This is a genomic window from Asticcacaulis machinosus, assembly GCF_028550435.1.
Lineage (GTDB): Bacteria > Pseudomonadota > Alphaproteobacteria > Caulobacterales > Caulobacteraceae > Asticcacaulis > Asticcacaulis machinosus.
This window is the reverse complement of the sequence record NZ_JAQQKV010000002.1, coordinates 565829-592001: the sequence shown is the minus strand read 5'-3', so window position 1 is coordinate 592001 and position 26173 is coordinate 565829. Positions and strand designations below refer to the sequence as shown.

Sequence of the window (26173 nt, the reverse complement as noted above, 5' to 3'; positions counted from 1 at the left end):
TGGTCTGGCGGCAATAAATTTCCCCTTATACGTAAAGGGGTTTAGTCAAAAATATATCAAAGATGCTTATCGAACCATTTTAGCAACTCTTCCCAGCCCTGTTTGGCGGCGGCCTCAGAATAGCTGGGGCGATAATCGGCATGGAAGGCGTGCTTGGTATTAGGGTAGACAATAATATGCGACGGTTTATCAGCCGCCTTGAGCGCGGCGTTCATCTTATCGACATCGGTCTGCGGAATGCCGGCGTCATCCGACGCATAAAGCCCGAGCACCGGCTTGGTCAGGGCAGGTACGACATCGATCGGCCATTTGCGGTCTTCACGGCCTAAGAACTGATCGACCGGCGGGCGTTGCAGGCGGCCGTACCAGGCCACGCCCGCCTTAACGTCGGGGATATTGGCTGCCGCCATCCACGTCACCGCCCCACCCCAGCAGAAGCCGGTGACGCCGACACGGGCCATATCGGCAAAGTTCTTTTTGCCAAAGACCGGACGCTTTTGCCCCAGATCCGGATCGGTCTTGAGCCAGTTCAGGGTGGCGGTGATATCATCAATGACCTGACGGTTGGTGGCCGGTTCAACCAGATCCTTGATCTTTTCAAAATCCGTGACCGCCGCGGCATTACCCTTACGGGCAAAGAAATCAGGGGCCACGGCCACATAACCTTTGTGGGCCAGACGACGGCAGATATCGCGGATATAGTCATGAACCCCGAACACTTCGGAGACGACAATGATCACCGGACGGTTTTTGGCCTTTTCCGGCATGGCAATATAAAGCGGGATTTCGTACTTGCCTTCGGGACGAAGGGTTTTGATTTTCAGGCTCTGGGTAAACAGACCTTCTGTGGGCGTCGTAATGGCCTGAGCATGCACAGGCCCGGTCGCCAGCGCATAGCCCGCAAAGAATAGTCCTGCCAAACCGCGACGGCTTAAGTGAAAATCTTCGGGTTCTGAGCCCTCTGGGCGCGTTAGGTTAAGCACGGGGGACATTGTGACTCTCCAATAGTTTGGGCACGATCTGGCACGATTTTTATAAAAAAGCGGTATGGTAAACGGGCGCAAGGCTGATCGTCTTATATTTTTATTATATTTTTATTAACCTATTTTGACGTGGTGGCGCCCCAAGCGCAACCTCTTGTGTAACGGCTGAGGGTTCATATCTATGGGCCGTTAGGCTCGATCGACAGCGATAAAGACCGTAAGAAATTTGTGACTATAGGCCTTGCGCATCCTATGAGTGTTCCCATATCGGCTTTAGGTTTTCAGGAGACACCTCTTGAAAAAAATCCTCAATTTCAGCTTTTCGGGGATGGACATTCGCAGCGCTTAACGCATAAGGCTCGATAAACCCATTCGCCATAACGGAGTAGACTTAAACCTCATGAGCAAGATCATCGGTATTGACCTCGGCACCACCAATTCGTGCGTGGCCGTAATGGATGGCAAGAATCCCAAGGTTATTGAGAACGCCGAAGGTGTGCGCACGACCCCGTCCGTTGTTGCCCTTATGGACGACGGCGAGCGTCTGGTCGGTCAGCCGGCTAAGCGTCAGGCTGTCACCAACCCTTCAAACACCTTCTTTGCCATTAAGCGCCTGATTGGCCGCAAGAGCAACGACCCTATGGTCGAGAAGGACAAGGGCATGGTGCCCTACGAAATCTCCAAGGGCCCCAGCGGCGACGCCTGGGTCAAGGCCCACGGCAAGGACTATTCGCCTCAGCAGATTTCCGCCTTCACCCTGATGAAGCTTAAGGAAGATGCCGAAGCCTATCTGGGTGAAACGGTGACGCAAGCCGTCATCACGGTTCCGGCTTACTTTAACGACGCCCAGCGTCAGGCCACCAAGGACGCCGGCAAGATCGCGGGCTTAGAGGTTCTGCGCATCATCAACGAGCCGACGGCCGCCGCTCTGGCTTACGGCCTCGACAAAGACCACAACAAGAAGATCGCAGTTTACGACCTCGGCGGCGGCACCTTCGACGTGTCCATCCTTGAGATCGGTGACGGTGTGTTCGAAGTGAAGTCGACCAATGGCGACACCTTCCTCGGTGGTGAAGACTTCGACATGCGTGTCGTTGACTATCTGGCTGACGAATTCAAAAAGGAAAACGGCGTCGATCTGCGCTCCGACAAGCTGGCCCTGCAACGCCTGAAAGAAGAGGCGGAAAAGGCTAAGAAGGAGCTGTCGACGGTCGCGCAATACGACCTGAACCTGCCGTTCATTTCGATGAATGCCTCAGGCCCGCTGCACCTGAACCTCAAGCTGACCCGCGCCAAGCTGGAATCCCTGGTCGAAGATCTGATCCAGAAGACCATCGCGCCGTGCCAGCAAGCCATGAAGGATGCGGGTCTTAAGGCGTCTGACATCGACGAAGTTGTCCTTGTCGGCGGTATGACCCGTATGCCGAAAGTGGCTGAGGCCGTGAAAAACCTGTTCGGTCGTGAGCCGCACAAGGGTGTGAACCCGGACGAAGTCGTGGCCCTAGGTGCCGCTATTCAGGCTGGCGTTCTGCAGGGCGACGTCAAGGACGTGCTGCTGCTCGATGTGACCCCGCTGACGCTCGGTATTGAGACCTTGGGTGGCGTGTTCACCCCGCTGATCGAGCGCAACACCACCATCCCTACCAAGAAGTCTCAGACCTTCTCGACCGCTGATGACAATCAGTCGGCTGTGACGATCCGCTGCTTCCAGGGCGAGCGCCCGATGGCGGCTGATAACAAGCTGCTGGGCCAGTTCGACCTCGTTGGTATCCCGCCCGCACCGCGCGGCGTGCCGCAGATCGAAGTGACCTTTGACATCGACGCCAACGGCATCGTGCAGGTTCACGCCAAGGACAAGGCGACCAACAAAGAGCACTCGATCCGTATTCAGGCCAATGGCGGTCTGTCGGATGCCGATATCGAACAAATGGTCAAGGATGCCGAAGCCAACAAGGCTGAGGATGAAAAGCGTAAGGCCCTGATCGAAGCCCGTAATCAGGCCGATGCCCTGATCCATTCGACCGAAAAGGCTGTCAAGGACTTCGGCACCAAGATCGGTGCCGACGACAAGGCGGCGATCGAAACCGCCCTGTCTGACCTGAAGGCAGCCAAGGACGGTGAAGATGTCGAAGACATCAAGGCCAAGCATCAGGCGCTTCTGACGGCATCCATGAAGCTGGGTGAAGCCATGTATGCCGCGCAAGGCTCTGGCGAAGACGCCGAAGATGCCGCTAAGGATGATGATGGTGTGGTCGATGCCGACTTTGAAGAAGTCGACGGCGACGACAAGAAAAGCGCCTAAGCCGGCGTTTACCTAAACAGGGGGAGTCTTTGGAATCCGAAGACTCCCCTTTTTTATGAGTAGTGCGGATTTAAGCTCTCTGTGAGTCTGCGGTTGGGTACGACTTTTGCAGAGATGTTTTTAAGATGAAATCAAAGGACACGTCCTCACATGGCGCGTGATTATTACGAAGTTCTGGGCGTTGCGCGCGATGCGGACGAAGCGGCGCTGAAATCGGCCTTTCGTAAAAAGGCTATGGAGCACCATCCTGACCGCAATCAGGGTGATGGCGATGCCGAGGGCCGCTTCAAGGAAGTCAACGAAGCCTATTCGGTGCTATCGGATGCTAATAAGCGCGCGGCCTATGATCGTTATGGCCATGCCGGGGTAAATGGCCAAAACGGCGGGTTCGGTGGTGGACGCGCAGGCGCTGGCTTTGACAATGTCGAAGACATTTTCTCGGAAATGTTCGGCGATATTTTTGGTGGCGGCGGGCGTCGTCCCCAAGGGCCACAGCGCGGTTCCGATGTACGCTTTGACTACGAAATTTCATTAGAACAAGCCTATACTGGCGCGGATGTTGAAATTAATGTGCCGACGACGCTGACCTGTGAAGTCTGCGATGGTACGGGTGCCAAGGCCGGCTCAAAGCCCCAGACCTGTCATACCTGCGGTGGTCAGGGCCGTGTGCGCTCGACCAATGGTTTCTTTGCGGTGGAACGCACCTGCCCGACCTGTAACGGTCAGGGGCAGGTCATTAAGGACCCTTGCACCAACTGCCGCGGTCATGGTCAGGTGCGTGCCGACCGTAAGCTCAATGTTCGCATCCCGGCCGGTGTTGATGATGGCGCGCGTATCCGCCTTACCGGCGAAGGTCAGGCGGGGACGCGCGGTGGGCCCAAGGGCGATCTCTATATCTTCCTGAGCGTGGCCGAGCACGACCTGTTTGAACGCGATGGCCTTGATCTGCATTGTTCCATCCCGGTGGCGATGGCGACGGCGGTTCTGGGCGGCAATATCGAAGTACCGTGCCTGATGGGCGGGGCCGGTTGCGATGGCCAGTGCAAGCTTGAGGTCGCTATCCCCGAAGGCGCGCAGACCGGCCATAAGGTCAAGATCAAGGGCAAGGGTATGCCCGCCCTCAATGGCCGTCAAAAAGGCGATCTGCTGGTGGAACTGTTTGTTGAGACCCCGACCCGTCTTAATGCCCGCCAGAAGGAGCTGATGCGCGAGTTTGCGACCTTGGCCGAAGAAGAGCAAAATGCCCAAAGTCAGGGCTTTATGAAAAAGGCTAAGCGTTTCTGGGAAGACATCACGGGTGCGGCGGCTCAATAAGACTTAAGAACTCCCCCTCTTGGAGGGGGAGCTTTCATTTGATGTCATGACATCAAATGAAAGAGGGGGTAAATTACTGCCTGTACAGTTTCCTGCCACCTGTATAGTTACCCCACCCGTCATCCCAAATAAATTTGGGCTGCCACCCTCCCCTGCAACAGGGGAGGTTCTTTAATTCTGGAGGTGCTCCCATGACCCAATCCCTTCGTTTTGCTGTGGCCGGTGCGCGCGGGCGCATGGGGCAGGCCGTGCTTAAGGTGCTGAATGAGCGCGGGTTTGAGGTCGCGCTGGCCTTTGATAAGGGCGATGTCATTGATCTGTCGGGTGCGGATGTGGTCATCGATTTCACCACCCCCTATGCCAGCATTGATATTGCCCATGCTTGTGCCGATGAAGGTGAAAAACGCGGCAAAGCTTTGGCCCACATCATCGGTTCGACCGGCTGGATGCCCGCCGAAGAGCAGTCGCTGAAAACCCTGACCGATCGGGTGACCATTGTGCGCGCCGGTAATTTCTCGCTCGGCGTCAACATGCTGATGGGGCTGGTCAAACAGGCGGCGGCCAAGCTGCCCGCCGAAGACTGGGACATCGAAGTCCTTGAGGCCCACCATAAGCGTAAGGTCGATGCGCCGTCCGGCACCGCCCTGATGCTGGGGCAGGCGGCAGCCATTGGCCGTGAGGTCGATCTGGGCGAAGCCAAGGTTGCCGCCCGCGACGGCCTGACCGGTCAGCGCGTAGACGGCACGATTGGTTTCAGCGTCATCCGTGGCGGCGGTATCATCGGGGAACACAGCGTGCTGTTCGCATCCGAAGACGAGATCATCACCCTGTCGCACTCTGCGCGTGACCGTACCCTGTTCGCCCGTGGTGCTATTGAAGCCGCTTTGTGGGCAGTCGGTAAGCCTGCCGGGGCCTACGACATGCAGGACGTGTTAGGATTTACGGCTTAACCAGTCATTAAAGGGCAGGCTGCCCAAGGCTTTGGCCGTCCAGGCATCATTGACGGCTGTGATACGGGCCTTGGCGGCCGCCGCTTTGCGTGTCCGTAATTCAGGGTCATTGGTGACGCTCAGTATGGCCTCGGCGGCGGCGGAAACGTCCGGGTCGGCCCAGATCTGTTCACGGTCGCGCGCGATCCAGAACGGTCGGAACGGCTCATAGGTGCCGGTCGGGTCTTTGATGTCGATCAGTTGCGACGGGATCATATAGGCCGAATTGTCATCCATGAAATCGACATTGCCGGACCAGCCGGTGGCGATGACGCTGACGCCTAAGGTCATGGCCTCGGCCAAGGTCAGCCCAAACCCTTCGGCCCGATGCAGGGATATCAGGGCATCGAATGAGGCCATGAAATTATTGATATCGGTATCGCTCAGGCGCTCGGTGAAAAAGCGGATATCGTCACGGCCTGACATATAGGTGTCAAGACGGGCGGCAATATCGGGGTCGCGGCTTAAGTCTTGAACTTTCAAGGTCAGGCGGGCGTTGTCACTGGACACTGGAAAGGCCTTGAGCCACGCATCGAGTACTGCCCACGGGTTCTTGCGGGCCGAGGAAGATTTGGCGTCAAACAGGCACAGAAACTCAACACGGTCATGGCTTAACCCAAAACGGGTGCGATCAGGGCGCGCCTGATTAACATCGAACATCGGGTGCGGCATGACCCGCAGGCGCGGCGTCAGATCCGGACGGTTGGCGGCCTCAAAAGCGCGCGCCACACCGTCACGCACAAAGACGCTCGGCACCCAGATTTCATGCAGATAATCCGCTGTCCACACCCAGTAATCCGGCGCTTTGGGTGTTTCCCACGCCCAGTAAGCGATGCGGTAGCGGCTGGCCCACTGATCCGGCGAATGGGCCAGCAAGGCGACCATGACTTCCGGCGAATTGGCATGAATATACCATACTCCGCCGTCGGCGATCTCCGGCAGGCGGGCCTTGCCGTCGATGAAATGCCGGAAACCGGGGCGCAGATCATGGACAACCGGCGTGTATCCGGCAACCTGAAAACCTTTCAGCGAGAGGTGTCCACCGCGGGCAATGCCGGAGGATTCGGTGAGGAACCCTGAAACCAGTAGCGGGCCCGAAATGGGCGTATCGCTGTCGGAGGCTTTGCGCCATGCACCGGATTTTAGGCGCGCCAGTCCCAGAATGCCGCCATGAATAAGGGGCAGGCGGTATTTTAGCGGAATACTGCGGATATTAAGCATAAGCCTTTATGGCAAAGACCGGTAAATATTTAAAGACCGGCTCTCAATACGAGCGATTAAAGCCCAAGCCAGCGGCGGCGTTGCGACCAATAGGTCTCGAACTGATCAGCCAGACCCGCGTCTTCAAAGGTAATGACCTTGACCTGATGGTCGCCAGCCGGATCGGAATGAATCGAAATGGAATCGGCATCCTGCACGGCGGCGGCTTCAACAAACTTGAAAAACGCACCGAAGAAAGCGTCACTCTCAGATTCTGAACTCAAGTCGTACTGAAGGCTGACCATTGTGTTCTCCTTAACCGGCACAATTAAAGCCGTACCCGATATAAATATGCGATATTGGACATAAATAATCGAAGCGGTTTTGTGCGATGCACAATGCGTTAATAGAACCCTAATATAGACCCGGAGTCAAAGGCCGAGCCAGCCTTTTCGCCCGTTAACCCCAATAAAATAAGGTAAACGGGTGCGGCTGTGACCATTAAGTCGCGAAACTGTCGCATATTGGGTCACGGCCGTTTTTAAATTCCCGCAGATGGGGATATTGTCAGGACACGTCTGCTTTATCGCGCGCGGAGGATTTGGTTTCGGGCAGGAGCAACTTCTTGATATTGCGCGCCGCTTGGCGAATCCGGTGCTCGTTTTCGACCAGACCGATGCGCACAAAGCCTTCGCCATATTCCCCAAAGCCCAGACCGGGAGCGACCGCGACATGGGCTTCTTCGATCAGCAGCTTGGCGAACTCGATCGAGCCCAGATGCTTGAACTTGTCAGGGATTTCAGCCCAGGCAAACATCGATGCGGGCGGCGGTGGAATGTCCCAGCCGGCGCGCTTCATCGAGTCGATCAGCACGTCGCGGCGCGACTTATAGATATTGCGAATTTCTTCGACATTATCCTGCGGGCCATTGAGCGCCGCGGCGGCGGCCACCTGCATCGGTGTGAAGCCGCCGTAGTCGAGATAGGACTTCACGCGGGCCAGTGCCGCGCAGATTTCCGAATTGCCGACGACCATACCGACGCGCCAACCGGCCATAGCATAGGTCTTGGACAGGGAGTTGATCTCGACCGAGCGCTTGATGGCGCCTTCGACCTGAAGGATCGACGGCGGCGGGTTGTTGTCGAAATAGATTTCCGAATAGGCGATGTCCGACAGCACAATCAGGTCGTGCTTTTCGGCAATGCGGATGATTTCCTTGTAGAAATCAAGATCGACCCACTGCGCCGTCGGGTTGGACGGATAGGAGACGATCAGCACCGATGGCGTCGGCACCGAATGCTTCACGGCGCGCTCAATGCCCGACAGATATTGTTCCGGCGACAGGGCCGGAACGTGACGGATCACGCCACCTGCCATCAGGAAGCCAAAGGCATGGATCGGATAGGCCGGATTTGGGCAGATGACCGTATCGCCGGGCGCCGTAATCGCCATAGCCAGGTTGGCAAAGCCTTCCTTTGAGCCGAGCGTGGCCACCACTTCGGTGTCAGGGTTGAGCTTTACCCCATAACGGCGGTCATAATACCCCGCCATAGCCTTGCGCAGGCCCTGCACGCCTTTTGAGACTGAATAGCCGTGAGTCTTGGGCTTTTTGACCGTCTCGACCAACTTATCGACAATGTGCGGGGCGGTATCCATGTCCGGATTGCCCATGCCGAAGTCGATCACGTCGGTGCCCGCCGCGCGCAGACGCGCCTTCACCTTATTGACTTCTTCGAAGACATAGGGGGGCAGGCGGCGAATACGGTAAAAGTCACGCATGACAGAGCTATCCAGACGGGGAACGCGGGGGCTAATGTGGCCAGCACATATACCCGATCAGGGCGAATTGTCATCCCGATATTGGGTACTTTTTAGGAAATTTTATCACGTGATAATAAAGTTTGTTGCGAAACCTACTCTACCGTCACCGACTTAGCCAGATTGCGCGGTTGGTCAACATCCGTGCCTTTGTGGACAGCGGTGTGATAGGCCAGAAGCTGGATCGGCACCGAATAGATGATCGGTGCGATGAACGGATCGCAGGCGGGGCCCTTGATGATTTTCAAAGACTTAGCCGCATCGCCCGACAGGGCAGGGACTTTCTCAGGCACGCAGGTGATCATGATGACGCGGCCACCGCGAGCGGCGACTTCCTGCACGTTGGAGGCGGTCTTTTCAAACAGTTCGTCATCGGGGGCGATGACCACGACCGGCGTTTTTTCATCAATCAGGGCGATCGGGCCGTGTTTCAGTTCACCGGCGGCATAGCCTTCGGCATGGATGTAGGAGATTTCCTTAAGCTTAAGCGCGCCTTCCAGCGCCAGCGGGAACATGGCGCCCCGCCCCAGATAGATGACGTCGGACGATTTCGACAGGTCGATGGCGGCAACTTTGGAGAGTTCAGAATCCATCACCAGAGCCTGCGAAATCAGGCCGGGGGTTTCCAGCAGCAACTGCACATAGTGGGCTTCCTGAGCCGCATCGATCTTACCGCGCTGAACGGCGGCGCAGACCACCAGCGACAGCAGGGCCGATAGCTGCGCGGTAAACGCCTTGGTTGAGGCGACGCCGATTTCGGGGCCCGCATGGGTCGGCCACAGTATATCGGCTTCGCGGGCCATCGTGGATGTATGGACATTGACCAGTGCCGCCGTTTTCAAGCCTTCACCGGCACACCAGCGCAGGGCGGCCAAAGTGTCCGCCGTCTCCCCCGATTGTGAGACGGCCATGGCCAGAGAGCCTGCGGTCATGGCCGGCGTGCGGTAGCGGAACTCAGACGCCACCTCGACATCGACGGGCAGGCCCGCGATCTTTTCAAAAGCGTATTTCGCAATACATCCGGCATAATAGGCCGTGCCGCAGGCAATGATCTGCAGGCGGGTGATGTCTTTGAAGTCGATGCTGGCCTTGATATCGGCGCGCACGGATTTGGCGACCGGGTCGAGATAGGCCGACAGGGTGCGCTGGCAGCTTTCGGGCTGTTCGTGGACTTCCTTTTCCATGAAATGCCGGAACGCGCCTTTTTCGACCAATGCGGCGGAGGTGGGCACCGTGGTGGCGGGGCGGTTAACGCGGAAACCCTTATGGTCATAGACGTCGGCGTCGGTGCGGGTGACGATGACCCAGTCGCCTTCTTCTAAGTATGAGACGCGGTTGGTAAACGGCCCGACCGCCAGAGCGTCAGAGCCTAAAAACATCTCACCTTCGCCCCAGCCGATGACCAAAGGCGAGCCGCGCCGCGCACCCAGCATCAGCTCATTTTCACCCTCAATAAGGATCGCCAGCGCATAGGCCCCGTGCAGACGATCGAGCACGTCCTTGAAAGCGTCCTTGATAGAGGCACCCGTTTTCAGTGTGGCATCGAGCAGGTGGGCAATGACTTCGGTATCTGTATCAGACGTAAATTCATGGCCTGCGGCGATCAGTTCGGCCTTAAGCTCAGCAAAGTTTTCGATAATGCCGTTGTGGACGAGCGTCACGGCGCCGGAGGTATGGGGGTGGGCATTGCGCACACTGGGCGCGCCGTGGGTGGCCCAGCGGGTATGGCCGATGCCGACGGTGCCGGTGATGGGCTCATCGGTAATCACGGTCTCAAGATTGCGGATCTTGCCTTCGGCGCGGCGGCGCTGGGTTCCGTTTGGGGTGACCACAGCAATACCTGCCGAGTCATAGCCGCGATATTCCAGCCGACGCAGGGATTCCAGCAGGCGCGGGGCGGCCTCAGATTTGCCAATAATGCCGATAATGCCGCACATATGAGAGCCTCCGGGTTAAGTTTTCATGCCTGTAGCGCGAATTTGCGATTTTTAATTAGCACATAAAAATAAGCTTCGCCATAAATCCCTGTGACAGAAAGTTTCTAGGTTTGGCGGTATTGAGTTGAATAAAAAGCATTTTTTATTTAACGCTTATATTTTTGTGCGATTAAATATATATGACGCAATGAATAATTTGCAAAATATTTGGATTTTGTTGCAATCATTTGGGGTGCGCTGTAAATTGCGTGCATATTCGTGTCGGAGCCTTAGATGAGCGAACCTAAATGGGAAAGATTGCTAAGTGCTTTAGGCGCGTCCGGCATCTCGATCAAAGATGTGGCCGATGCCGCCGGTGTGGCGCAATCGAGCATCTTTCGCGCCCTGAACGGTCAGACCAAGTCCCCGCGCCCTGAAACGGTCGATAAGATGGAAGCGGCGTTTGTGTCGTTGGCGACCGCTAAGATCAACGACTATCGCTCGGCTCTCACGCTCTACGGTTTTAACCCGATCAAATCCAAAAACGAAGAATTGGCCACGCACATGACCAGCCTGAACAAGACCCGCAAATATTTCGGCACCGATGGCATCCGTGGCCGCGCCAACACCTTCCCTATGACCGCCGAAGTCGCTTACCGCGTCGGCATGGCGGCGGGCAAGATGTTCATGTCATCCGATGATCGCCGCCATCTGGTGGTTATCGGTAAAGACACGCGCCTGTCGGGCTATATGATCGAACCCGCGCTGGTGGCAGGTTTTACCTCGGTCGGCATGGATGTGCGCCTGTTCGGGCCGCTGCCGACGCCGGGGGTGGCCATGATGACCCGCTCGATGCGCGCCGATCTGGGGGTAATGATTTCAGCATCCCACAATGCCTTTGCCGATAATGGCATCAAGCTGTTCGGGCCCGATGGTTACAAACTGTCGGATGAGGTCGAACTGGCCATCGAAGCGCGCATGGATGGCAATATCCTTGATGGTGTCGCCGAACCCCATCAGCTTGGGCGGGTGGTGCGCGTAGATGATGCCCAGTCGCGCTATGTTGAAATCACCAAGGCGTCGTTTCCACGTCATTTGCGCCTCAAGGGGATGCGCATCGTCATCGATTGTGCCAATGGCGCGGCCTATAAGGTGGCCCCGCTCGCGCTCTATGAACTGGGCGCCGAGGTGTTTCCGATCGGGGTGTCGCCGGATGGTCTGAACATCAACAACAAGTGCGGCTCAACCTATCCGCAGACTATGGCGGAGGCCGTTAAGACCTACCGTGCCGATATCGGGATTGCGCTCGATGGTGATGCTGATCGGCTGGTGATCTGCGATGAAAAGGGCCAGGTCATTGACGGCGATCAGATCATGGCCATCATTGCCGCCGCCTGGGCGAAAAAGGGTCTGCTGCGCGGCGGCGGTCTGGTGGCGACCGTCATGTCGAACCTCGGCTTAGAGCGCCTGATGCAGTCAAATGGCCAGAGCTTAGAGCGCACCAAGGTCGGTGACCGCTATGTCATGGAGCGGATGCGTGAAGGCGGCTTTAATCTGGGCGGCGAACAGTCCGGCCACATCATCATGAGCGACTACGCCACGACCGGTGATGGCCTGATGGCAGCCCTGCAAATTCTGGCGGTGCTGGTCGAATCCGGTAAGCCGATGAGTGAACTGGGCAAGCAGTTCGATACGGTGCCGCAATTGCTGAAAAATGTCCGTTTTTCCGGTGACAACCCGATGGAAAAAGACGCGGTCAAAAAAGCCATTGCCGCCGGTGAAGAGGCCCTCAAAGGGGCCGGTCGTGTTCTGGTGCGCCCAAGCGGAACCGAGCCGCTCATCCGCGTGATGGCCGAAGGGGATGATGAAAAGCTGGTCAGATCGGTGGTCGACGATATCGTGGCCACGATCGCCGCTTAGATTTTTAATCTATGGTGACAATTTAATTTCACGACATTTCTCCTCCCCACATCGTGGGGAGGTGCCGAGTTTACGAGGCGGAGGGGTATCTTTACGGGCGGTTGTACCCCTCCGTCAGTCCTATCGGGCTGCCACCTCCCCACGCAAGCGTAGGGAGGAGAAATTCAATCCATTCAAATCTTAAATCGTTACCACAGCCTACTTTTTGTAATGCGTTTAGTCCTCGCGCAAGGTACGTCGTCCGGCTTCGATCTCTTTCTGTTTCTGCCAGTAGGCGGCCCCTTCATAGGGCTGAAACAGGGTGCGCGGTGCACCCTTTTTGGTCATAACGGCAAAGATGTTTTGCTCCGGATCATAGAACAGCGTGTCGCCATTATTGCGGGTGATCGTCTGGGTGCCCTTGGGCGGCGTGTGCACAAAGCCATGCACAAAGACGACATAGTCCTCATAGGTTTTGATGCCAAAAGTCGGACCGTGCTTTTCGAAGTGATAGGTGGCGTTTTCATAGGCCGAATATTTGCGGTTGGTCGACCAGAGTGGCCAGTCGGCATAGCGGGTCTTCGTGATCTCACCGGCCGGTTTTGGCACCTTGACCTTAAGCGCCGGACTGTCAAAGGCGGGAGTGGGACGTGGGGCGGTATCGGGTGGCGGCGGGGCTTGCGGTGCCGCCTCCGGCTCGGCCCAGACGGGTGGTTTGGATGGCGGGGCGATCTGCTCGGACGGCGAGGTGCCCTGACCATCCGGCAGTACCGCTGACGGCCCGGCATCACAAGCGGCGATAAACAGCGATAAAACCCCAATAAACCAAGATGCTTTAAATCCACGCACCTTGCTTTTCCTCCCCCGTCAGGCCATGTAGGGGGCCAGATATGGCATGAACTTCTCACAGAAACAAAGGGAATTACGGCATGGCCGCACCGGCTCAAAAGCGCGTTCTGCTGATTATCGGCGGCGGGATTGCGGCCTATAAATCCTTGAGCCTGATCCGGTTGCTGCGGACAGCCGGTGTGGGCGTGCGCGTCGTGCTGACTGAGGCCGCCAAAGAATTTGTCACGCCTCTGAGCGCGGGCGCGCTGAGCAATGATAAGGTCTATACCGACCTGTTTGACCTCAATGACGAAGCCGAGATGGGGCATATCGCCTTGTCACGCTCGGCTGATCTGGTCGTCGCGGCACCTGCGACCGCCAATATGATGGCTAAACTGGCGGGCGGTCTGGCCGATGATCTGGCCTCGACCCTAATGCTTGCCACCGATAAGCGTGTGCTGATGGCGCCGGCCATGAATGTGCGCATGTGGCACCATGCCGCCACCCAACGTAATCTTGTGACCCTCAGCAGCGATGGCGTTCTGATGGTTGGCCCCGAAGAGGGCGACATGGCTTGCGGCGAATTTGGTCTGGGGCGGATGGCTGAGCCGGAGGTGATCTTCAAGGCCATAATGGCGCAGCTTAACCCGCGTACTGGCGCGCTGAATGGCAAGCATGTTCTGATGACGGCAGGCCCGACCTTTGAGCCGCTCGATCCCGTGCGCGGCATCACTAACCGGTCTTCGGGTAAGCAGGGCTTTGCCATTGCCGAAGCCTTGGCGGTCGAAGGCGCGAAAGTCACCCTCATTTCCGGGCCGGTGTCCCTGCCCACGCCCGAAGGTGTTGAGCGCATTGATGTCCGCACCGCGTTAGAGATGTTTGATGCCGCCCATGCCCATTTGCCTGCCGATGCGTTTATCGGGGTCGCCGCCGTCTCTGATTGGCGCGCGCAAGCCGTGGCGACAGATAAGCAAAAAAAGTCGGCAAACAGCGACGAACTGACCGTCACCCTGATCAAGAACCCTGACATTCTGGCTTCGATCGGGCTGCATACGACGATGCGTCCAACCCTGGTGATCGGGTTTGCCGCAGAGACGCAGAACCTTGAGGTCTATGGCAAGACCAAGCTGCGCACCAAGGGGGCGGACGCCATCTTTGCCAATGAGGTCGGTGACGATAAGGTTTTTGATCAGGACACTACCAATATGATGCTGATCGACGCCCACGGCCCTACGGCAGTCAAGCGCCTGACCAAGGCCGAGGTGGCGCAGGACATCACCCACTATGTAATTAACCGACTGACTTGAGATATTAATGACCATCACCGCCCAGATCGTACAGCTTCCCCATTCCGCCGGTTTGCCGGTGCCCGCCTATGAAACCGACGGTTCGGCGGGTCTCGACCTGCGCGCTGCCGTGCCGGAAGGCGAACCCGTAACTCTGAAACCCCTGCAGCGGGCGCTGATCCCGACCGGGCTTAAGATGTCGGTGCCGCTGGGCTATGAGGTTCAGGTGCGCCCGCGTTCGGGCTTGGCGCTCAAGTTCGGCATTACCTGCCTTAATTCTCCGGGGACGGTCGACAGCGATTATCGCGGTGAAGTCGGCGTTATTCTGGTCAATCTCGGTTCGGAAGATTTCGTGATCAACCGCGGCGACCGCATCGCCCAGATGATCGTGGCTCAGCACGCCCGCATCGGCTGGGACGTGGTTGAGGTGCTGGATGATACGGCGCGCGGTGCGGGCGGGTTTGGTTCGACCGGGCGCTAAGAATTCCTCACCCTGTTACGCATTCGCCACGTTTACGGTCTTTACGGCGGCGTTCAAACGCGACACTCTGAAAACGATGTTATATTTGAGTCGCCGCTTGGTACGGAGCGTTGGCAATGCCGCAGATGGTGGAATATCTCTGGCTGATCATGGACGGGGTGTGGGCCGCCCTCATGTCGCTCAATATTGTGCCTATGGTCATGGTGGCGGGACTTATTGGCCTTTTCCAGTCTAAACCCGCACACTATGCCGTTAAAGCTTTGATATGTCTGGGGCTGGCGATTCTGATCGATGCCCTGTGGCCGCTGACCTTTGGCGGGGACATGGTTATTCCGGCCATCACCCAGCTTGAGGTTCAGCTTCAGATGGTGGTGCTCTATGGGCTGGGCTATTTGATCCTGAAAGTCATGATGAGGGTTAAAAAGGCAGTTTCCCTGACGCCGGTTGTCAAGGACGCTCAGACACCGGAATGATGCAGGCGGCCTTTCACAAAATAAAAGGGTGAGCCGCAAAGCCCACCCTTAAATTGCGAAATTTTAAAGCATTAAGCCCCAAACCTTTACGCTTTTGTGTCGACCGCCGGGTCTTCGCCGGTGTCAGTCTCATGGGCATAGGCGCTGGTGGCGGCAGAGGCTGCGGCTGAATTGGTAGCCGTTTTAGCTGCGGTTGCCACCATGGCCGGGCGAATGATACGCCCAAACAGTTCATAGCCGGTCTGCATGACATTGACGACGGTGCCGCCGGCTACGTCATCGGCGGGAACTTCCATCACGGCCTGGTGCAGGTTCGGATCAAACTTATCGCCCCTGAGCGGATTGACCTTCTTGACGCCATTTTTCTCAAACGCCTGCGCCAGTTCTTTTTCGGTCATGTCGATGCCGAGCACGAAGTTCTTGAACGCCGCGTCTTCAATAGCCTTGGGCGCCGATTGCAGGGCCCGTGTCAGGATATCGGCCACGCCGAGCAGATCGCGTGAGAAACGCTGAATGGCGAAGGCGCGGGCGTCGTTCATTTCCCGCTCAGTGCGGCGCTTGACGTTCTCAACCTCGGCGGCATAGCGCAGAGCCTGTTCCTTCAGGGCCGCGTTCTCAGCTTTGAGCGCCTCAAGTTCGGCCAGCAGGATTTCGGTGGCGTCCTGCTCCAGATCCGCGCCGCCCTCTTCCAAATGCTCGTCAGTCATATCTGTCCCTTGATCAATCACAGAGCGCATTCCGAAAAGTGTAAGCGGTTTTCGGAATCAAATGCGCGTTAAACAAATTAAGCCATCCACCTTTAGTCCAGCAGGCGGCCTAAAATTTTGGCGGTGTAGTCAACAAGTGGGATGATCCGCGCGTAATTCAACCGTGCCGGGCCGATTACACCGATGGCGCCCACGACCTTCTGACTTTGACCGGCCATGTAAGGCGCTGCAATAACAGCCGAACCGGATAAAGAAAACAGTTTCGATTCCGATCCGATGAAAATTCGCACACCTTGGGCGTCTTTCACATCATCCAGCAGTTCGATCAGCTCTTCTTTTTGCTCCAGATCCTCAAACAAAGACCGCACCCGCTCAAGATCATCCAGACTTGAGGCCTCCAGCAGATTGGCCCGCCCGCGCACGATCAGGGCGCGCTTGTTGCCCTCTTCGCCCGACCAGGCCGCCAGCCCCTGATTGATCAGTTCTGAGGCGGCTTCATCCAGTTTTTGGCGTTCCTCAATCAGTTCGGCGGCCAGTTCGCGCTTGGCCTCCCCCAATGTACGGCCGCGGATACGGGCATTGAGATAATTCGAGGCCTCGATGAGTACCGACGGCGTGGTCCCAAGCGCCACGGTCATCAGGCGGTTTTCCACCCGCCCGTCATCATAGACCAGTACCGCCAGCGCCTGATCAGGGCCGAGCAGGATAAACTCGACATGTTTGACGCCGGCTTCAAAGCTGGGGGTCATGACTACGCCCGCGCCACCGGCCAGACCCGACAACATGGAGGACGCCTCGCGCAAAGCCACATCAAAGCTGTGGCCTTTGGACGTCAGGCGGGCTTCGATGTCGCGTTTGGCGTCTTCGCTCAGATCGCCGATCTCCAGCAAACCATCGACAAACAGGCGCAGACCATGATGGGTGGGCAGCCTTCCCGATGAGGTGTGCGGGGCCGACAACAGCCCCAGATGGGCCAGATCCTGCATGGTGTTGCGTATAGAGGCCGGTGATAATGACACGCCGCTGCGTGACAGGGTGCGCGATCCGACCGGCTCACCGGTTTCCAAATAGGTCTCGACCACCTGCCGGAAGATATCACGCGCCCGCGCATCCAGCTCGGTCAGGGAAGCACCGGACGATAATATGGTGGACGCGCTTAAGGGGGATCTGATCATTGCCTTTAAGGATAGGGGTCTTATGGGCCTATGGGAAGATATTTTTATGTCTTCAAAATGCCATTAATAGGGTAAAATCTCGCACGGCAAACGCAGGAGGGTGCGATGGGTAAATGGGCAATCAGGGCTGTGGTTCTGGCGGTAGGGGCCTCTGTAGCCGCCTCAGCGGTGGCGCTGACGGTGTCAAAGTCAGAACCCACACCTAAACAAGCCTATGGCCCTCTGGCGGAGACGGATGAGGTCATCAAACCCCTGCCACCGAAATATGACGTTGAGGCGGCCCCGGATGACAAAGGCGTTGAGCCTTTGCGGGCAGATGTCATCCGCACAGAAAAATGGAAAAAGCGCGGCATTACTCAGGACAGCAGCGAAAACATCTTCCTGAAAGACAATGACACCTATATCTGCGCCAGTCCGGATTGCGCCGTGGCCCGTAAGTTGCCGGAGCGCCGGGATTAGAGCGGAATGATTGCTCTGAGGCATTCCGCTCAAGCCGCCGTGTGCGCGGCGGCCAAGGTGGGGAGCCACCGCCCGGCAAGGGGCTAAAATAAAACGAGATCATTATGTTTCTATCTGAAACCATAATGATCTAGCTATTTTGCGGCTGGGTTGTGATTTGCGGGCAGACCTGATACGGCAGGGGCCATTATTTTCGGGGTCTTAAGTCCATGTCGCAGTTCGAAGCTTTAAACGCGCTCAAAACCATCCGTCCGTCTAACCGTAAGCCGGAGCAACTGCGCAGCATTACGATCGAGACCGGCGTGACGCGCTATGCCGAAGGCTCGTGTATGGTCTCATTCGGCCATACCAAGGTTTTAGTGACCGCCAGTGTCGAACAGGGTGTGCCGCCGTTCCTGAAAGGCAAGGGGCAGGGTTGGGTTACGGCCGAATACGGCATGTTGCCGCGCTCCACACACACCCGCTCGCGCCGGGAAGCTGCTGCCGGTAAACAATCGGGCCGCACTCAGGAAATCCAGCGCCTGATCGGACGATCCATGCGCGCGGTCGTTGATCTGAAAGCGCTGGGTGAGCGTCAGATCACCATCGATTGCGATGTCATTCAGGCTGATGGCGGCACCCGCACGGCGGCAATCACGGGTGCGTGGGTCGCCTTGTCGATGGCCTGTAATTATCTTCTGGAAGAAAAGGTCATCTCGAAAAACCCGATTCTGGATCAGATCGCCGCCATTTCGTGCGGGATTTTTGCTGGCACGCCGGTGCTGGATCTCGACTATGAAGAAGACTCAAACGCTGAAACCGACGCCAATTTCGTGATTACCGGCTCAGGTGATGCCGTGGAAATTCAGGCGACCGGTGAAAAGCGCGGCTTTTCACGTGATGAGTTCAATGCCTTGTTTGATCTGGCTCATGCCGGAGCCACGGAACTGTTTGCCCTGCAAAACAAGGCATTAGGTAAGTAGCTATTCGGGCGTAGCCTCAGTCCATTCCAGCAGGTCATGGGGCTGGCACTTTAGCGCCCGGCACAGGGCGTCGAGTGTCCGCAGCCGGATCGCCACCGCGTCCTGATCGCGCAGGACTTCGAGATTACGCACGCTGATGCCGGTGCGATCAGAAAGTTCGACGATCGACAACCGCCGCTGGGCCAGCATTTCGGTAAGACGTATACGGATCATATGGTGAGGTTTGCTTCCCGGCGCAGACGCGCACCTTCTTTAAACACTTCGGCCAGCACGAACACAACCAGTACTGAAAACCAGGTGGTAACCGCCCGAAGCCCGTATACAGGTTCAAACTGCATGTCGAAAAACCGCACCACCAGAAACCGCGCCACATAGCCGAAAATTTCAAGGCCACCCAAACCAAAGCCAATCCAGCGCAGGCGGCGGGTATTGTCCGGGTGAAAGACATCACCTTCGGCCAGGGTGCCAAAGACCTGACGCGTCCAGTGCATAATGACCAGATAGCCCCCCAGAGATATGCCAAACGCCAAAAGCATAGCCGCCTGTGCCGTGGCGCCGAGCGGGGCCGAGACATTCAGCCGGGTGACGACTTCGGTGGCAAGAGTCGGCACCGACAGCAGACACAGGGCAGCCAGAACCAGACCGATAATCAGCCCGAACAGACCGAAATAGACAACATCCAGTGCCGTTTTCAGCAAGCTGGAAATCGATCTGGGCCCTAAAAACCGCATGGAAATTGCCTTAAACCTCAAGACCTAAGCGTTAATCACGGGCACGATAATCATTTTTGGCCAGGGCTGCCACCTAATGTTTTGTAATGTGCGCGAGGTCACATTTGGGGCTTTTCATTTTGCGGCGCATCGTTACAAAGAAACCAAACTCCATAGTCAGAGCCTTACATTTACATGAGCCTTAAGCTGATCTCCGGTGAAAAACTGATTGCGGCCACCCATAATCCGGGCAAGGCGAAGGAGATATCGTCTCTTCTGGGCGGACGGTTTACGGTCATCAGCGCGAAAGAGGCCGGTGTGCCGGAACCTGACGAGACCGAAAACTCCTTTATTGGCAATGCTATTCTGAAAGCGCGTCATGCCGCCATGTCGGCGGGCATTGTGGCGCTGGCCGACGATTCCGGCCTGAGCATTACGGCTCTTAAAGGTGATCCGGGCATCTATAGTGCACGCTGGGCCGGGCCGGATAAGGACTTTGAGCGGGCGATGGAAATTATCGACCATAAGCTGCTTCAGGTTCAGGTTCATGACAGTGATGCCTTCACGACCCACGCGTGGTTTACCTGTGCTTTGGCGGTGGCGTGGCCGCAAGGTCATGCGGTGGTGTTCGAAGGCCGCATTGATGGCGATATCGTCAGCCCCAGAGGCAAAGGCGGATTTGGCTATGACCCGATCTTTCAGCCCAAAGGCTATGACCTCACCTTTGCCGAAATGCCTGAGGCCCAAAAGGAAGGCATAAGCCACCGCCATCTGGCGTTTGAACAATTAGGGGTCGCGTTATTTGACTGATTCAGTCGCCCTTTATGTGCACTGGCCCTATTGTTCGCGCATCTGCCCCTATTGCGATTTCAATGTCACGCGTGACCGTGGTCAGACGGCCAGACAAACGGCCCTGTTCGAGGCCATACTGACCGATTTGAAACACCATGCGCATCTGCTGGGGCCGCGAAGGCTGGTCAGTATCTTTTTTGGCGGCGGCACCCCGTCCCTGATGAAACCCGAATGGGTGGCCGAAATTGTGGCGACGGCGCGGGCCTTGTTCCCGCCCACGGGCGATATAGAGGTGTCGTTAGAAGCCAATCCGACCGATGCAGAAATCGCCCGTTATGAGGCGTTTAAGTCTGCGGGCATCAACCGGTTGTCGCTGGGGGTGCAGTCGCTGAACGATCAGGCGCTCAAATTTCTGGGCCGCAATCATTCGGCACGCGAGGCGCTTACGGGCCTTGAGACCGCGCGGGCCGTGTTTGGGCGGGTGTCGATCGACCTGATCTATGCCCTGCCGGATCAGACATTATCGAACTGGGCCGATGAACTGACAACCGCGGCAAAGCTGGGGATCGAGCATATCTCGCCTTACCAGCTAAGCCTTGAGCCGGGGACGGCGTTTGGCCGGGCGGCGCGACGGGGGCGGCTTAAAATCCCGCCACCGGACATGGGTGAGGCCTTTTATAACAAAACCCAGTCCGTGCTGGAGGCGCTCGGTTTTGAGGCCTATGAGGTCTCAAATCACGCAAAGGGCCGCGCCGCCCAGTCGGCCCACAATCGCGCCATCTGGGAAGGCGTCGATTATATCGGGATCGGGCCCGGAGCGCACGGCAGGCTGACAATTGACGATACCCGCCATGCCACCGTTGCTCTGTCCGATCTTATGACCTATGCGGCGCAGGTTCAGATGACCGGAACGGGTGCCGAGAGGGAAGCCCTAAGTGCGCAGGATGCCGACGAAGAAGCCCTGATGCTGGGTTTACGCCTGAAAGACGGTGTTGATCTTGAGCGGTTTAAAACACTCGATATCCGCGCTCGGGCTATGGGGCTGATCGAAGATCGCTTTCTGGCCATTGAAAATGGTCGCCTACGCGCCACACCCAAAGGTCGGGTGGTTTTGGATCGTCTGATTTATGAGTTATTGTCTTGAGGTGGAGTGAAAATGTCTAAATCTACAATCGGTAAAATCATCACCGGAATAGTATTTATAGCTCTATTGATAATTATGGTTGCCAACAATTTATATCGCGCATTTGATTTTATTCCGTATGGCACACTGGTTATTTTTGTAGCCTTTTTTGCGGTATGGACGCCGATATATTTAATCTTGAAAAAGCGCGGTTACTTTGATTGGTGGGTAGGTCCAAAAGATTGATATGACAACTGAATCCTTATTTGCCCCGCCGCCCCGTCCTGTTGAGCCCGGCCTTTATTGTGTCGCGACGCCGATCGGTAATCTGCGCGATATTACCTTGCGGGCGCTCGATGTGCTCAAAGCCGCCGACGTCGTTCTGGCCGAAGATACGCGCATGGCCGGAAAGTTGTTGGGGGCCTACGACATCAAAAAACCGCTGCTGCGTTATGACGACCATGCCGGGCCGCAGGTCTTACCGCAAATTCTCGACCGTCTGAGGCAAGGTCAGGTGGTGGCGCAGATCTCCGACGCCGGCACGCCGCTGGTGTCCGACCCCGGTTTCCGGCTGGTGCAGGCGGCTCATGAGGCTGGTTTGAAAATCCATCCCATCCCCGGTGCGTCGTCGGTGCTGGCGGCCCTGTGCATAGCCGGTTTGCCGACCGACCGGTTTATGTTCGCCGGATTTTCGCCCAATAAAACCACGGCCCGTCAGCGCTTTCTGGCTGAGTTCAAATCATTGCCATCGACGGTCGTACTGTTTGAAACCGGTCCACGCCTGCATGATAGTTTAAGCGATATGCTGGCCGTTCTGGGCGACCGTGAGGCGGCGGTATGCCGCGAACTGACCAAGCTTTATGAGACCTGCGTGCGCGGGCGCCTGAGCGCGCTGGTCGCTGATCCGGCCTTGCAGGAACCTAAAGGCGAAATCGTCGTGGTACTGGGCCCGCCGGAAGAGGTGGTGCCGTCCGAGGATAATCTGAATGAGGCCCTGAAATCCCTGCTGGAAACTCTGTCGCCCTCAGAAGCTGCGCAGAAACTGGCGCAGATTTATGGTCTGCCGCGCAAGGACATTTATAATCGGGCGCTGAAGCTGAAAGACCATGAATAGGCGCATTGAGCGCGGATCAAAGGCCCACCGGCGCGGTCATTGGGCGGAATATATCGCCTTGATACATTTAATGCTCAAAGGCTACCGCATACTGGGGTTTCGCCTGAAAATCCCGCAGGGTGAGATTGATATATTGGCGTTGAAAGGCAATCGGCTGGCTATGGTCGAGGTCAAACAGCGTCGCACGGTGGCCGAGGCGCTGGAGGCGGTAACGCCCGATCAGCAAAAACGGCTGTGGCAGGCGGGATTGTCGCTACAGGCCAAACGCAAAAACCTGTCGCGGTTTGATCTGAATATCGATCTTTATGCCATCGGGCCGCGGGCATGGCCGGTGCATATCAAAAACGCCTTTATCGATATGACCTAATTGTCCTTCTCCCTGTAAAACGGGGAGAAGGTGGCTCGGTGCCGAAGGTAACGGGCCGGATGAGGGGCAAAACCCAAAGGCTGTGAGGTTGATGTAGTTGTACGCCCCTCACCCTAACGGCACGGGTCGCCCCGCCTCTCCCCGCGAGCGGGGAGAGGGAATTAGCTGAAGGTTACACGGATAATATGATCACCGCCACCAGCGTAATCAGAGACGCGGCTACCGCCACATAGCCCAAGGTTTGACTTTGTTTCAGTGTCGCCCGCAGTTCCTGAATCTTGAGCGCATTGGCGACCGTCAGCGTGCTTTCACCGTCTTCCTCTTCGCGCAGGCGCTTGACCAGCCGATCAAACAACCGCCGTCCTTCAGCCAGTGGCGACAGTTCACGCGAAATCCACGCCTTGACGACCGGCTCGGCCGCTTCCCACAGATTGTGGGTCGGATACATGCGCCGCGCCACGCCTTCGACACTCACCATAGTTTTTTGCAGCAGCACCAGTTCAGGACGCAGGTGCATATCAAACTGAGCCGTGATTTCAAACAGTTGCTGCAACAGCCGACCCATAGATACATCGGTGGCGGCAAGGCCAAGCACTGGCTCACCGACGGCGCGCAGGGCCTGAGCGAACGTATCGACATCCTGATGCTTAGGGACATAGCCCGCCTCAAAATGAACCTCGGCCACCCTCTTATAGTCGCGCTGCAGGAAGCCCCACAGCATTTCCGCCAGATAACGCCGCTCCTTGGGCTTCAGGCGGCCTATAATGCCAAAATCAATAGCGATCAGCTTGTCAGGCGCTTCGCAGAACAGATTGCCTTCGTGCAGGTCGGCGTGGAAAACGCCGTGATTAAGCGCCTGCGACAAAAACGCCCGGATCAGGTTGTCGGCCATGGCTTTGCGCTCAATGCCGGGCTGGGTCATCGCATCCGGTCGGCTCAAGGCCACGCCGCGCGCCCATTCAGTGACCATGACGCGTTTGGAAACATAGCTCCAGACGACCGCCGGTGCGCTCATGAACGATTCTTCGTTGATGATCTTGCCCAGTTCGTCGGCGGCGGACGCCTCAAGGCGCAGATCAAGCTCAAGGTGTAATGAGCGGGCCACCGCTTCGACAAAGGCCTGTGGCTCCAGACGGCGGGAGGCGGGCGACAGGGTGTGCACCATCTTCGCCGCCAGCCGCATCATGGCGGTGTCGCGGGCGATGGTATCCTCGATGCCGGGGCGCAGGATCTTGACCGCCACGGTGCGTCCGTCTTTCAGCACCGCGCGGTGGGCCTGTGCGATTGAGGCCGCGCCAATGACCTCGCCAAATTCGATAAATAGCTGATCGACGGGGCGTTCTAATGCAGCCGCCACCGCCAGTTCGGCGACGGATTTGGGAAAGGGCGGCAACTGGTCCTTAAGGTGGCGCAGATCGTCGGTAAATTCATCACCGAAAATATCGGCTCGCGTCGATAAGACCTGACCCAGCTTGATAAACGCCGGGCCTAATTGCTCAAAGGCCGCCGCATAGCGCATACCAACCCGTAGTTTCGGGCCTTTTTGGGCAAAAAGTGCCCGCAGGACGCTGGCCGGAAAGCGCCAGATCGGTGGCAACTGATCACTGACCTCAGCCGGGATCAGGGCATCATGCTTTAGGAGCACAAGCCCTGAGCGGATCAGGCGCGATAAGGAACTAAAGGTGGAAACCATATCTCCGCCTTACGCCCATCCGTGATGCAGCGCACAGACTCCGCCCGTGAAGTTGGTATAGGTGGCGCGCTTGAAACCGGCCTCAGTCATCATGTCGCGGAAACGATCCTGATCGGGGAAGCGCTTGATGCTTTCAACTAGGTATTGATAGGACTCGCGGTCACCGGCCACCATCTGGCCCATGAACGGAATGACCTTGAAGGCATAGGCGTCATAGACCGAGGCGATGACGCCCGATTTCGGGTGCGAAAACTCAAGACACAGAAACCGTCCGCCGGGTTTTAGCACGCGTTTGGCTTCACGCAGGGCCTGAGAGACATCGGCGACGTTACGAATACCAAACGAGATGATGTAGGCGTCGATGCTTTGATCCTCAAGCGGCAGGTTCATGGCGTCTCCAACCGTCCAGGTCAGTTCCGGCTCAGTCCCTCTGGCGATACCGGCTTCGATCATGGCCTGATTATAGTCGATGACGCGGATCTGGGCGTCCTTATCCGATCCACGGCGAGCCTTGGCGTGGCGGGCCAGTTTCGCCAGCCTGCGGGCGATATCACCGGTGCCGCCCGCGCAATCGACGATGATTTCACCTGGTTGCGGATTAAGGCGCGCGCAGGCGGCATCTTTCCACAGATGATGAACGCCTGCCGACATAACATCGTTCATGACATCATATTTGGAAGCGACGTTTTTGAAGACGCCGTGCACCAGATTGACCTTTTCCGTGGCATCGACTTCGCGAAAGCCAAAGGTTGAGGTTTTACCGCCTGAGGCTGCCGATACGGCATCTGCGGGTGTCAGGTGATCGGGTGAAATCTGGGACTGGCTCATGGCCTTTGCCATAGCCCGAAATCGTGGCTTTGGCGATAAAAAACCGCTGAATTTCTATGCTTTTCCCTCGGCCTTGTCTGAGGCGCGGCGGTAAGGGCCGGGATAGGCGGCGTTTTTGCGGCGTCTGCGGTCCGGGCCGGTATAGGTTGAGCATTTCACCCAGGCGCGCTCATTCTCGATGACGCTTTTCATGCGGCTGATCAGGCCCTGAGCGGTCAGGGGTTTGGCGACAAACTCATTAACCCCGGCGTCGCGCGCGGCAATGACCTTGGAACGGTCGGTATGGCCGGTCATCATAATAATCGGCACATAAGGGTGGGGGCTGTCGGTGCCGGTGCGCAACAGGCGGGTGAATTCGATACCGTCGATGGTTTCCATGACAAGGTCGACGATGATGACATCAGGCCGCCAGTCGCGCACGATCTCAAGGGCTTCGGCACCGTCCGAGGCTTCGCGGATATTGGTGATCCCCATAGCACGCAACATGGTGCAGACGATAACCCGCATGTAATGGTTATCATCCACCACCAACGCCATGACGCGGGAAAAATTACTCAAAATCGTCTACCCAAACGGCTATTCCTGATCCGAAAGTCTCAACCCATCCGACAGGCTAAACCGGATGCCTGAAAAGGGTTTAAATCTTCCTGTAAGATAATTTGATTAATTCACAAAACAAAGATTGATCTTTCATTAAATCAGCTATTCTTTTGCAACAAATATTGCAGACGAGCAAACCTTCGGGGGGCGTCAT

At 56.9% G+C, this 26173-nt stretch carries 27 protein-coding genes; 14 read left to right on the top strand and 13 right to left on the bottom strand.

Annotated elements, in window-relative coordinates:
* Positions 1-56 precede the first annotated feature (56 nt).
* Positions 57-992, bottom strand: coding sequence for a dienelactone hydrolase family protein (locus PQU98_RS11115; RefSeq protein WP_272745012.1), 936 nt, complete (start codon positions 990-992; stop codon positions 57-59).
* 391 nt (positions 993-1383) lie between these two features.
* Here PQU98_RS11115 and dnaK point away from each other — a divergent pair, with 391 nt between their 5' ends.
* The 3 genes from dnaK to dapB all read left to right on the top strand — a co-directional run bounded on the left by dnaK (position 1384) and on the right by dapB (position 5549).
* On the top strand, positions 1384-3285 hold the full coding sequence (gene dnaK / locus PQU98_RS11110; protein ID WP_272745011.1) for a molecular chaperone DnaK: 1902 nt from the start codon (positions 1384-1386) through the stop codon (positions 3283-3285).
* A gap of 150 nt (positions 3286-3435) precedes the next feature.
* The gene (dnaJ, locus tag PQU98_RS11105) at positions 3436-4599 is read left to right on the top strand and encodes a molecular chaperone DnaJ (RefSeq protein WP_272745010.1); all 1164 of its coding nucleotides are present in this window, start codon (positions 3436-3438) and stop codon (positions 4597-4599) included.
* Between the two features lie 191 nt (positions 4600-4790).
* Positions 4791-5549 carry a 4-hydroxy-tetrahydrodipicolinate reductase gene (gene dapB / locus PQU98_RS11100; RefSeq protein WP_272745009.1) on the top strand — a complete coding sequence of 253 codons (759 nt, stop codon included), beginning with the start codon at positions 4791-4793 and terminating at the stop codon, positions 5547-5549.
* Here the strand turns inward: dapB and PQU98_RS11095 are convergent.
* The 4 genes from PQU98_RS11095 to glmS form a co-directional block, all read right to left on the bottom strand.
* Positions 5532-6809, bottom strand: coding sequence for a glycosyltransferase (locus tag PQU98_RS11095; RefSeq protein ID WP_272745008.1), 1278 nt, complete (start codon positions 6807-6809; stop codon positions 5532-5534). The two genes, dapB and PQU98_RS11095, sit on opposite strands and share 18 nt — an antisense overlap.
* A gap of 56 nt (positions 6810-6865) precedes the next feature.
* Complete coding sequence (locus PQU98_RS11090) at positions 6866-7093, bottom strand: hypothetical protein (RefSeq protein ID WP_189485076.1); 228 nt, start codon at positions 7091-7093, stop codon at positions 6866-6868.
* Positions 7094-7355: 262 nt separating this feature from the next.
* On the bottom strand, positions 7356-8567 hold the full coding sequence (locus PQU98_RS11085) for an LL-diaminopimelate aminotransferase (RefSeq protein WP_272745007.1): 1212 nt from the start codon (positions 8565-8567) through the stop codon (positions 7356-7358).
* A gap of 134 nt (positions 8568-8701) precedes the next feature.
* Positions 8702-10543 carry a glutamine--fructose-6-phosphate transaminase (isomerizing) gene (gene glmS, locus PQU98_RS11080; protein ID WP_272745006.1) on the bottom strand — a complete coding sequence of 614 codons (1842 nt, stop codon included), beginning with the start codon at positions 10541-10543 and terminating at the stop codon, positions 8702-8704.
* Positions 10544-10816: 273 nt separating this feature from the next.
* Between glmS and glmM the strand changes: the two genes are divergently transcribed.
* Positions 10817-12442, top strand: coding sequence for a phosphoglucosamine mutase (gene glmM / locus PQU98_RS11075; protein ID WP_272745005.1), 1626 nt, complete (start codon positions 10817-10819; stop codon positions 12440-12442).
* Positions 12443-12658: 216 nt separating this feature from the next.
* Here the strand turns inward: glmM and PQU98_RS11070 are convergent, their stop codons facing one another.
* The gene (locus tag PQU98_RS11070; RefSeq protein ID WP_272745004.1) at positions 12659-13270 is read right to left on the bottom strand and encodes a hypothetical protein; all 612 of its coding nucleotides are present in this window, start codon (positions 13268-13270) and stop codon (positions 12659-12661) included.
* 80 nt (positions 13271-13350) lie between these two features.
* On the opposite strand from PQU98_RS11070, the gene coaBC reads away from it, so the two are divergent.
* The 3 genes from coaBC (at position 13351) to PQU98_RS11055 (ending at position 15489) form a co-directional block, all read left to right on the top strand.
* Positions 13351-14556 carry a bifunctional phosphopantothenoylcysteine decarboxylase/phosphopantothenate--cysteine ligase CoaBC gene (gene coaBC / locus PQU98_RS11065; RefSeq protein ID WP_272745003.1) on the top strand — a complete coding sequence of 402 codons (1206 nt, stop codon included), beginning with the start codon at positions 13351-13353 and terminating at the stop codon, positions 14554-14556.
* Between the two features lie 7 nt (positions 14557-14563).
* Positions 14564-15016: a dUTP diphosphatase gene (gene dut, locus PQU98_RS11060; protein ID WP_272745002.1), complete on the top strand. Its 453-nt coding sequence runs from the start codon at positions 14564-14566 to the stop codon at positions 15014-15016.
* Between the two features lie 116 nt (positions 15017-15132).
* Complete coding sequence (locus tag PQU98_RS11055; RefSeq protein ID WP_272745001.1) at positions 15133-15489, top strand: hypothetical protein; 357 nt, start codon at positions 15133-15135, stop codon at positions 15487-15489.
* 86 nt (positions 15490-15575) lie between these two features.
* Here the strand turns inward: PQU98_RS11055 and grpE are convergent, their stop codons facing one another.
* On the bottom strand, positions 15576-16196 hold the full coding sequence (grpE, locus tag PQU98_RS11050) for a nucleotide exchange factor GrpE (protein WP_272745000.1): 621 nt from the start codon (positions 16194-16196) through the stop codon (positions 15576-15578).
* Between the two features lie 92 nt (positions 16197-16288).
* On the bottom strand, positions 16289-17371 hold the full coding sequence (gene hrcA, locus PQU98_RS11045) for a heat-inducible transcriptional repressor HrcA (protein WP_272744999.1): 1083 nt from the start codon (positions 17369-17371) through the stop codon (positions 16289-16291).
* A gap of 105 nt (positions 17372-17476) precedes the next feature.
* Between hrcA and PQU98_RS11040 the strand changes: the two genes are divergently transcribed.
* The gene (locus PQU98_RS11040; RefSeq protein ID WP_272744998.1) at positions 17477-17830 is read left to right on the top strand and encodes a hypothetical protein; all 354 of its coding nucleotides are present in this window, start codon (positions 17477-17479) and stop codon (positions 17828-17830) included.
* Between the two features lie 245 nt (positions 17831-18075).
* A complete protein-coding gene (gene rph / locus PQU98_RS11035) occupies positions 18076-18792 on the top strand; it encodes a ribonuclease PH (RefSeq protein WP_272745494.1) in 717 nt (238 codons plus the stop codon).
* Here the strand turns inward: rph and PQU98_RS11030 are convergent, their stop codons facing one another.
* Complete coding sequence (locus PQU98_RS11030; RefSeq protein ID WP_272744997.1) at positions 18793-19005, bottom strand: helix-turn-helix domain-containing protein; 213 nt, start codon at positions 19003-19005, stop codon at positions 18793-18795.
* Positions 19002-19523, bottom strand: coding sequence for a DUF2975 domain-containing protein (locus tag PQU98_RS11025; protein WP_272744996.1), 522 nt, complete (start codon positions 19521-19523; stop codon positions 19002-19004). The genes PQU98_RS11030 and PQU98_RS11025 overlap by 4 nt, the downstream gene beginning before the upstream one ends.
* A 174-nt stretch (positions 19524-19697) precedes the next feature.
* On the opposite strand from PQU98_RS11025, the gene PQU98_RS11020 reads away from it, so the two are divergent.
* The 5 genes from PQU98_RS11020 to PQU98_RS11000 are packed head-to-tail and all read left to right on the top strand — an operon-like array spanning position 19698 to position 22898.
* Complete coding sequence (locus tag PQU98_RS11020) at positions 19698-20312, top strand: non-canonical purine NTP pyrophosphatase (RefSeq protein ID WP_272744995.1); 615 nt, start codon at positions 19698-19700, stop codon at positions 20310-20312.
* A complete protein-coding gene (gene hemW / locus PQU98_RS11015) occupies positions 20305-21438 on the top strand; it encodes a radical SAM family heme chaperone HemW (protein WP_272744994.1) in 1134 nt (377 codons plus the stop codon). The genes PQU98_RS11020 and hemW overlap by 8 nt, the downstream gene beginning before the upstream one ends.
* Before the next feature lie 12 nt (positions 21439-21450).
* Positions 21451-21663, top strand: coding sequence for a hypothetical protein (locus tag PQU98_RS11010; protein WP_272744993.1), 213 nt, complete (start codon positions 21451-21453; stop codon positions 21661-21663).
* A 1-nt stretch (position 21664) separates the two neighbouring features.
* A complete protein-coding gene (gene rsmI / locus PQU98_RS11005; protein WP_272744992.1) occupies positions 21665-22531 on the top strand; it encodes a 16S rRNA (cytidine(1402)-2'-O)-methyltransferase in 867 nt (288 codons plus the stop codon).
* Positions 22524-22898, top strand: coding sequence for a YraN family protein (locus PQU98_RS11000; protein ID WP_272744991.1), 375 nt, complete (start codon positions 22524-22526; stop codon positions 22896-22898). Before rsmI ends, PQU98_RS11000 begins: the two co-directional genes overlap by 8 nt.
* A gap of 172 nt (positions 22899-23070) precedes the next feature.
* Here PQU98_RS11000 and ubiB read toward each other — a convergent pair whose 3' ends face one another.
* The 3 genes from ubiB to PQU98_RS10985 are packed head-to-tail and all read right to left on the bottom strand — an operon-like array spanning position 23071 to position 25977.
* Complete coding sequence (gene ubiB / locus PQU98_RS10995; protein WP_438263871.1) at positions 23071-24591, bottom strand: 2-polyprenylphenol 6-hydroxylase; 1521 nt, start codon at positions 24589-24591, stop codon at positions 23071-23073.
* A 9-nt stretch (positions 24592-24600) separates the two neighbouring features.
* A complete protein-coding gene (locus PQU98_RS10990) occupies positions 24601-25419 on the bottom strand; it encodes a class I SAM-dependent methyltransferase (protein WP_272744990.1) in 819 nt (272 codons plus the stop codon).
* A 54-nt stretch (positions 25420-25473) separates the two neighbouring features.
* Positions 25474-25977, bottom strand: a complete 504-nt coding sequence (locus tag PQU98_RS10985; protein WP_189485096.1) for a response regulator — start codon at positions 25975-25977, stop codon at positions 25474-25476.
* Positions 25978-26173 lie beyond the last annotated feature (196 nt).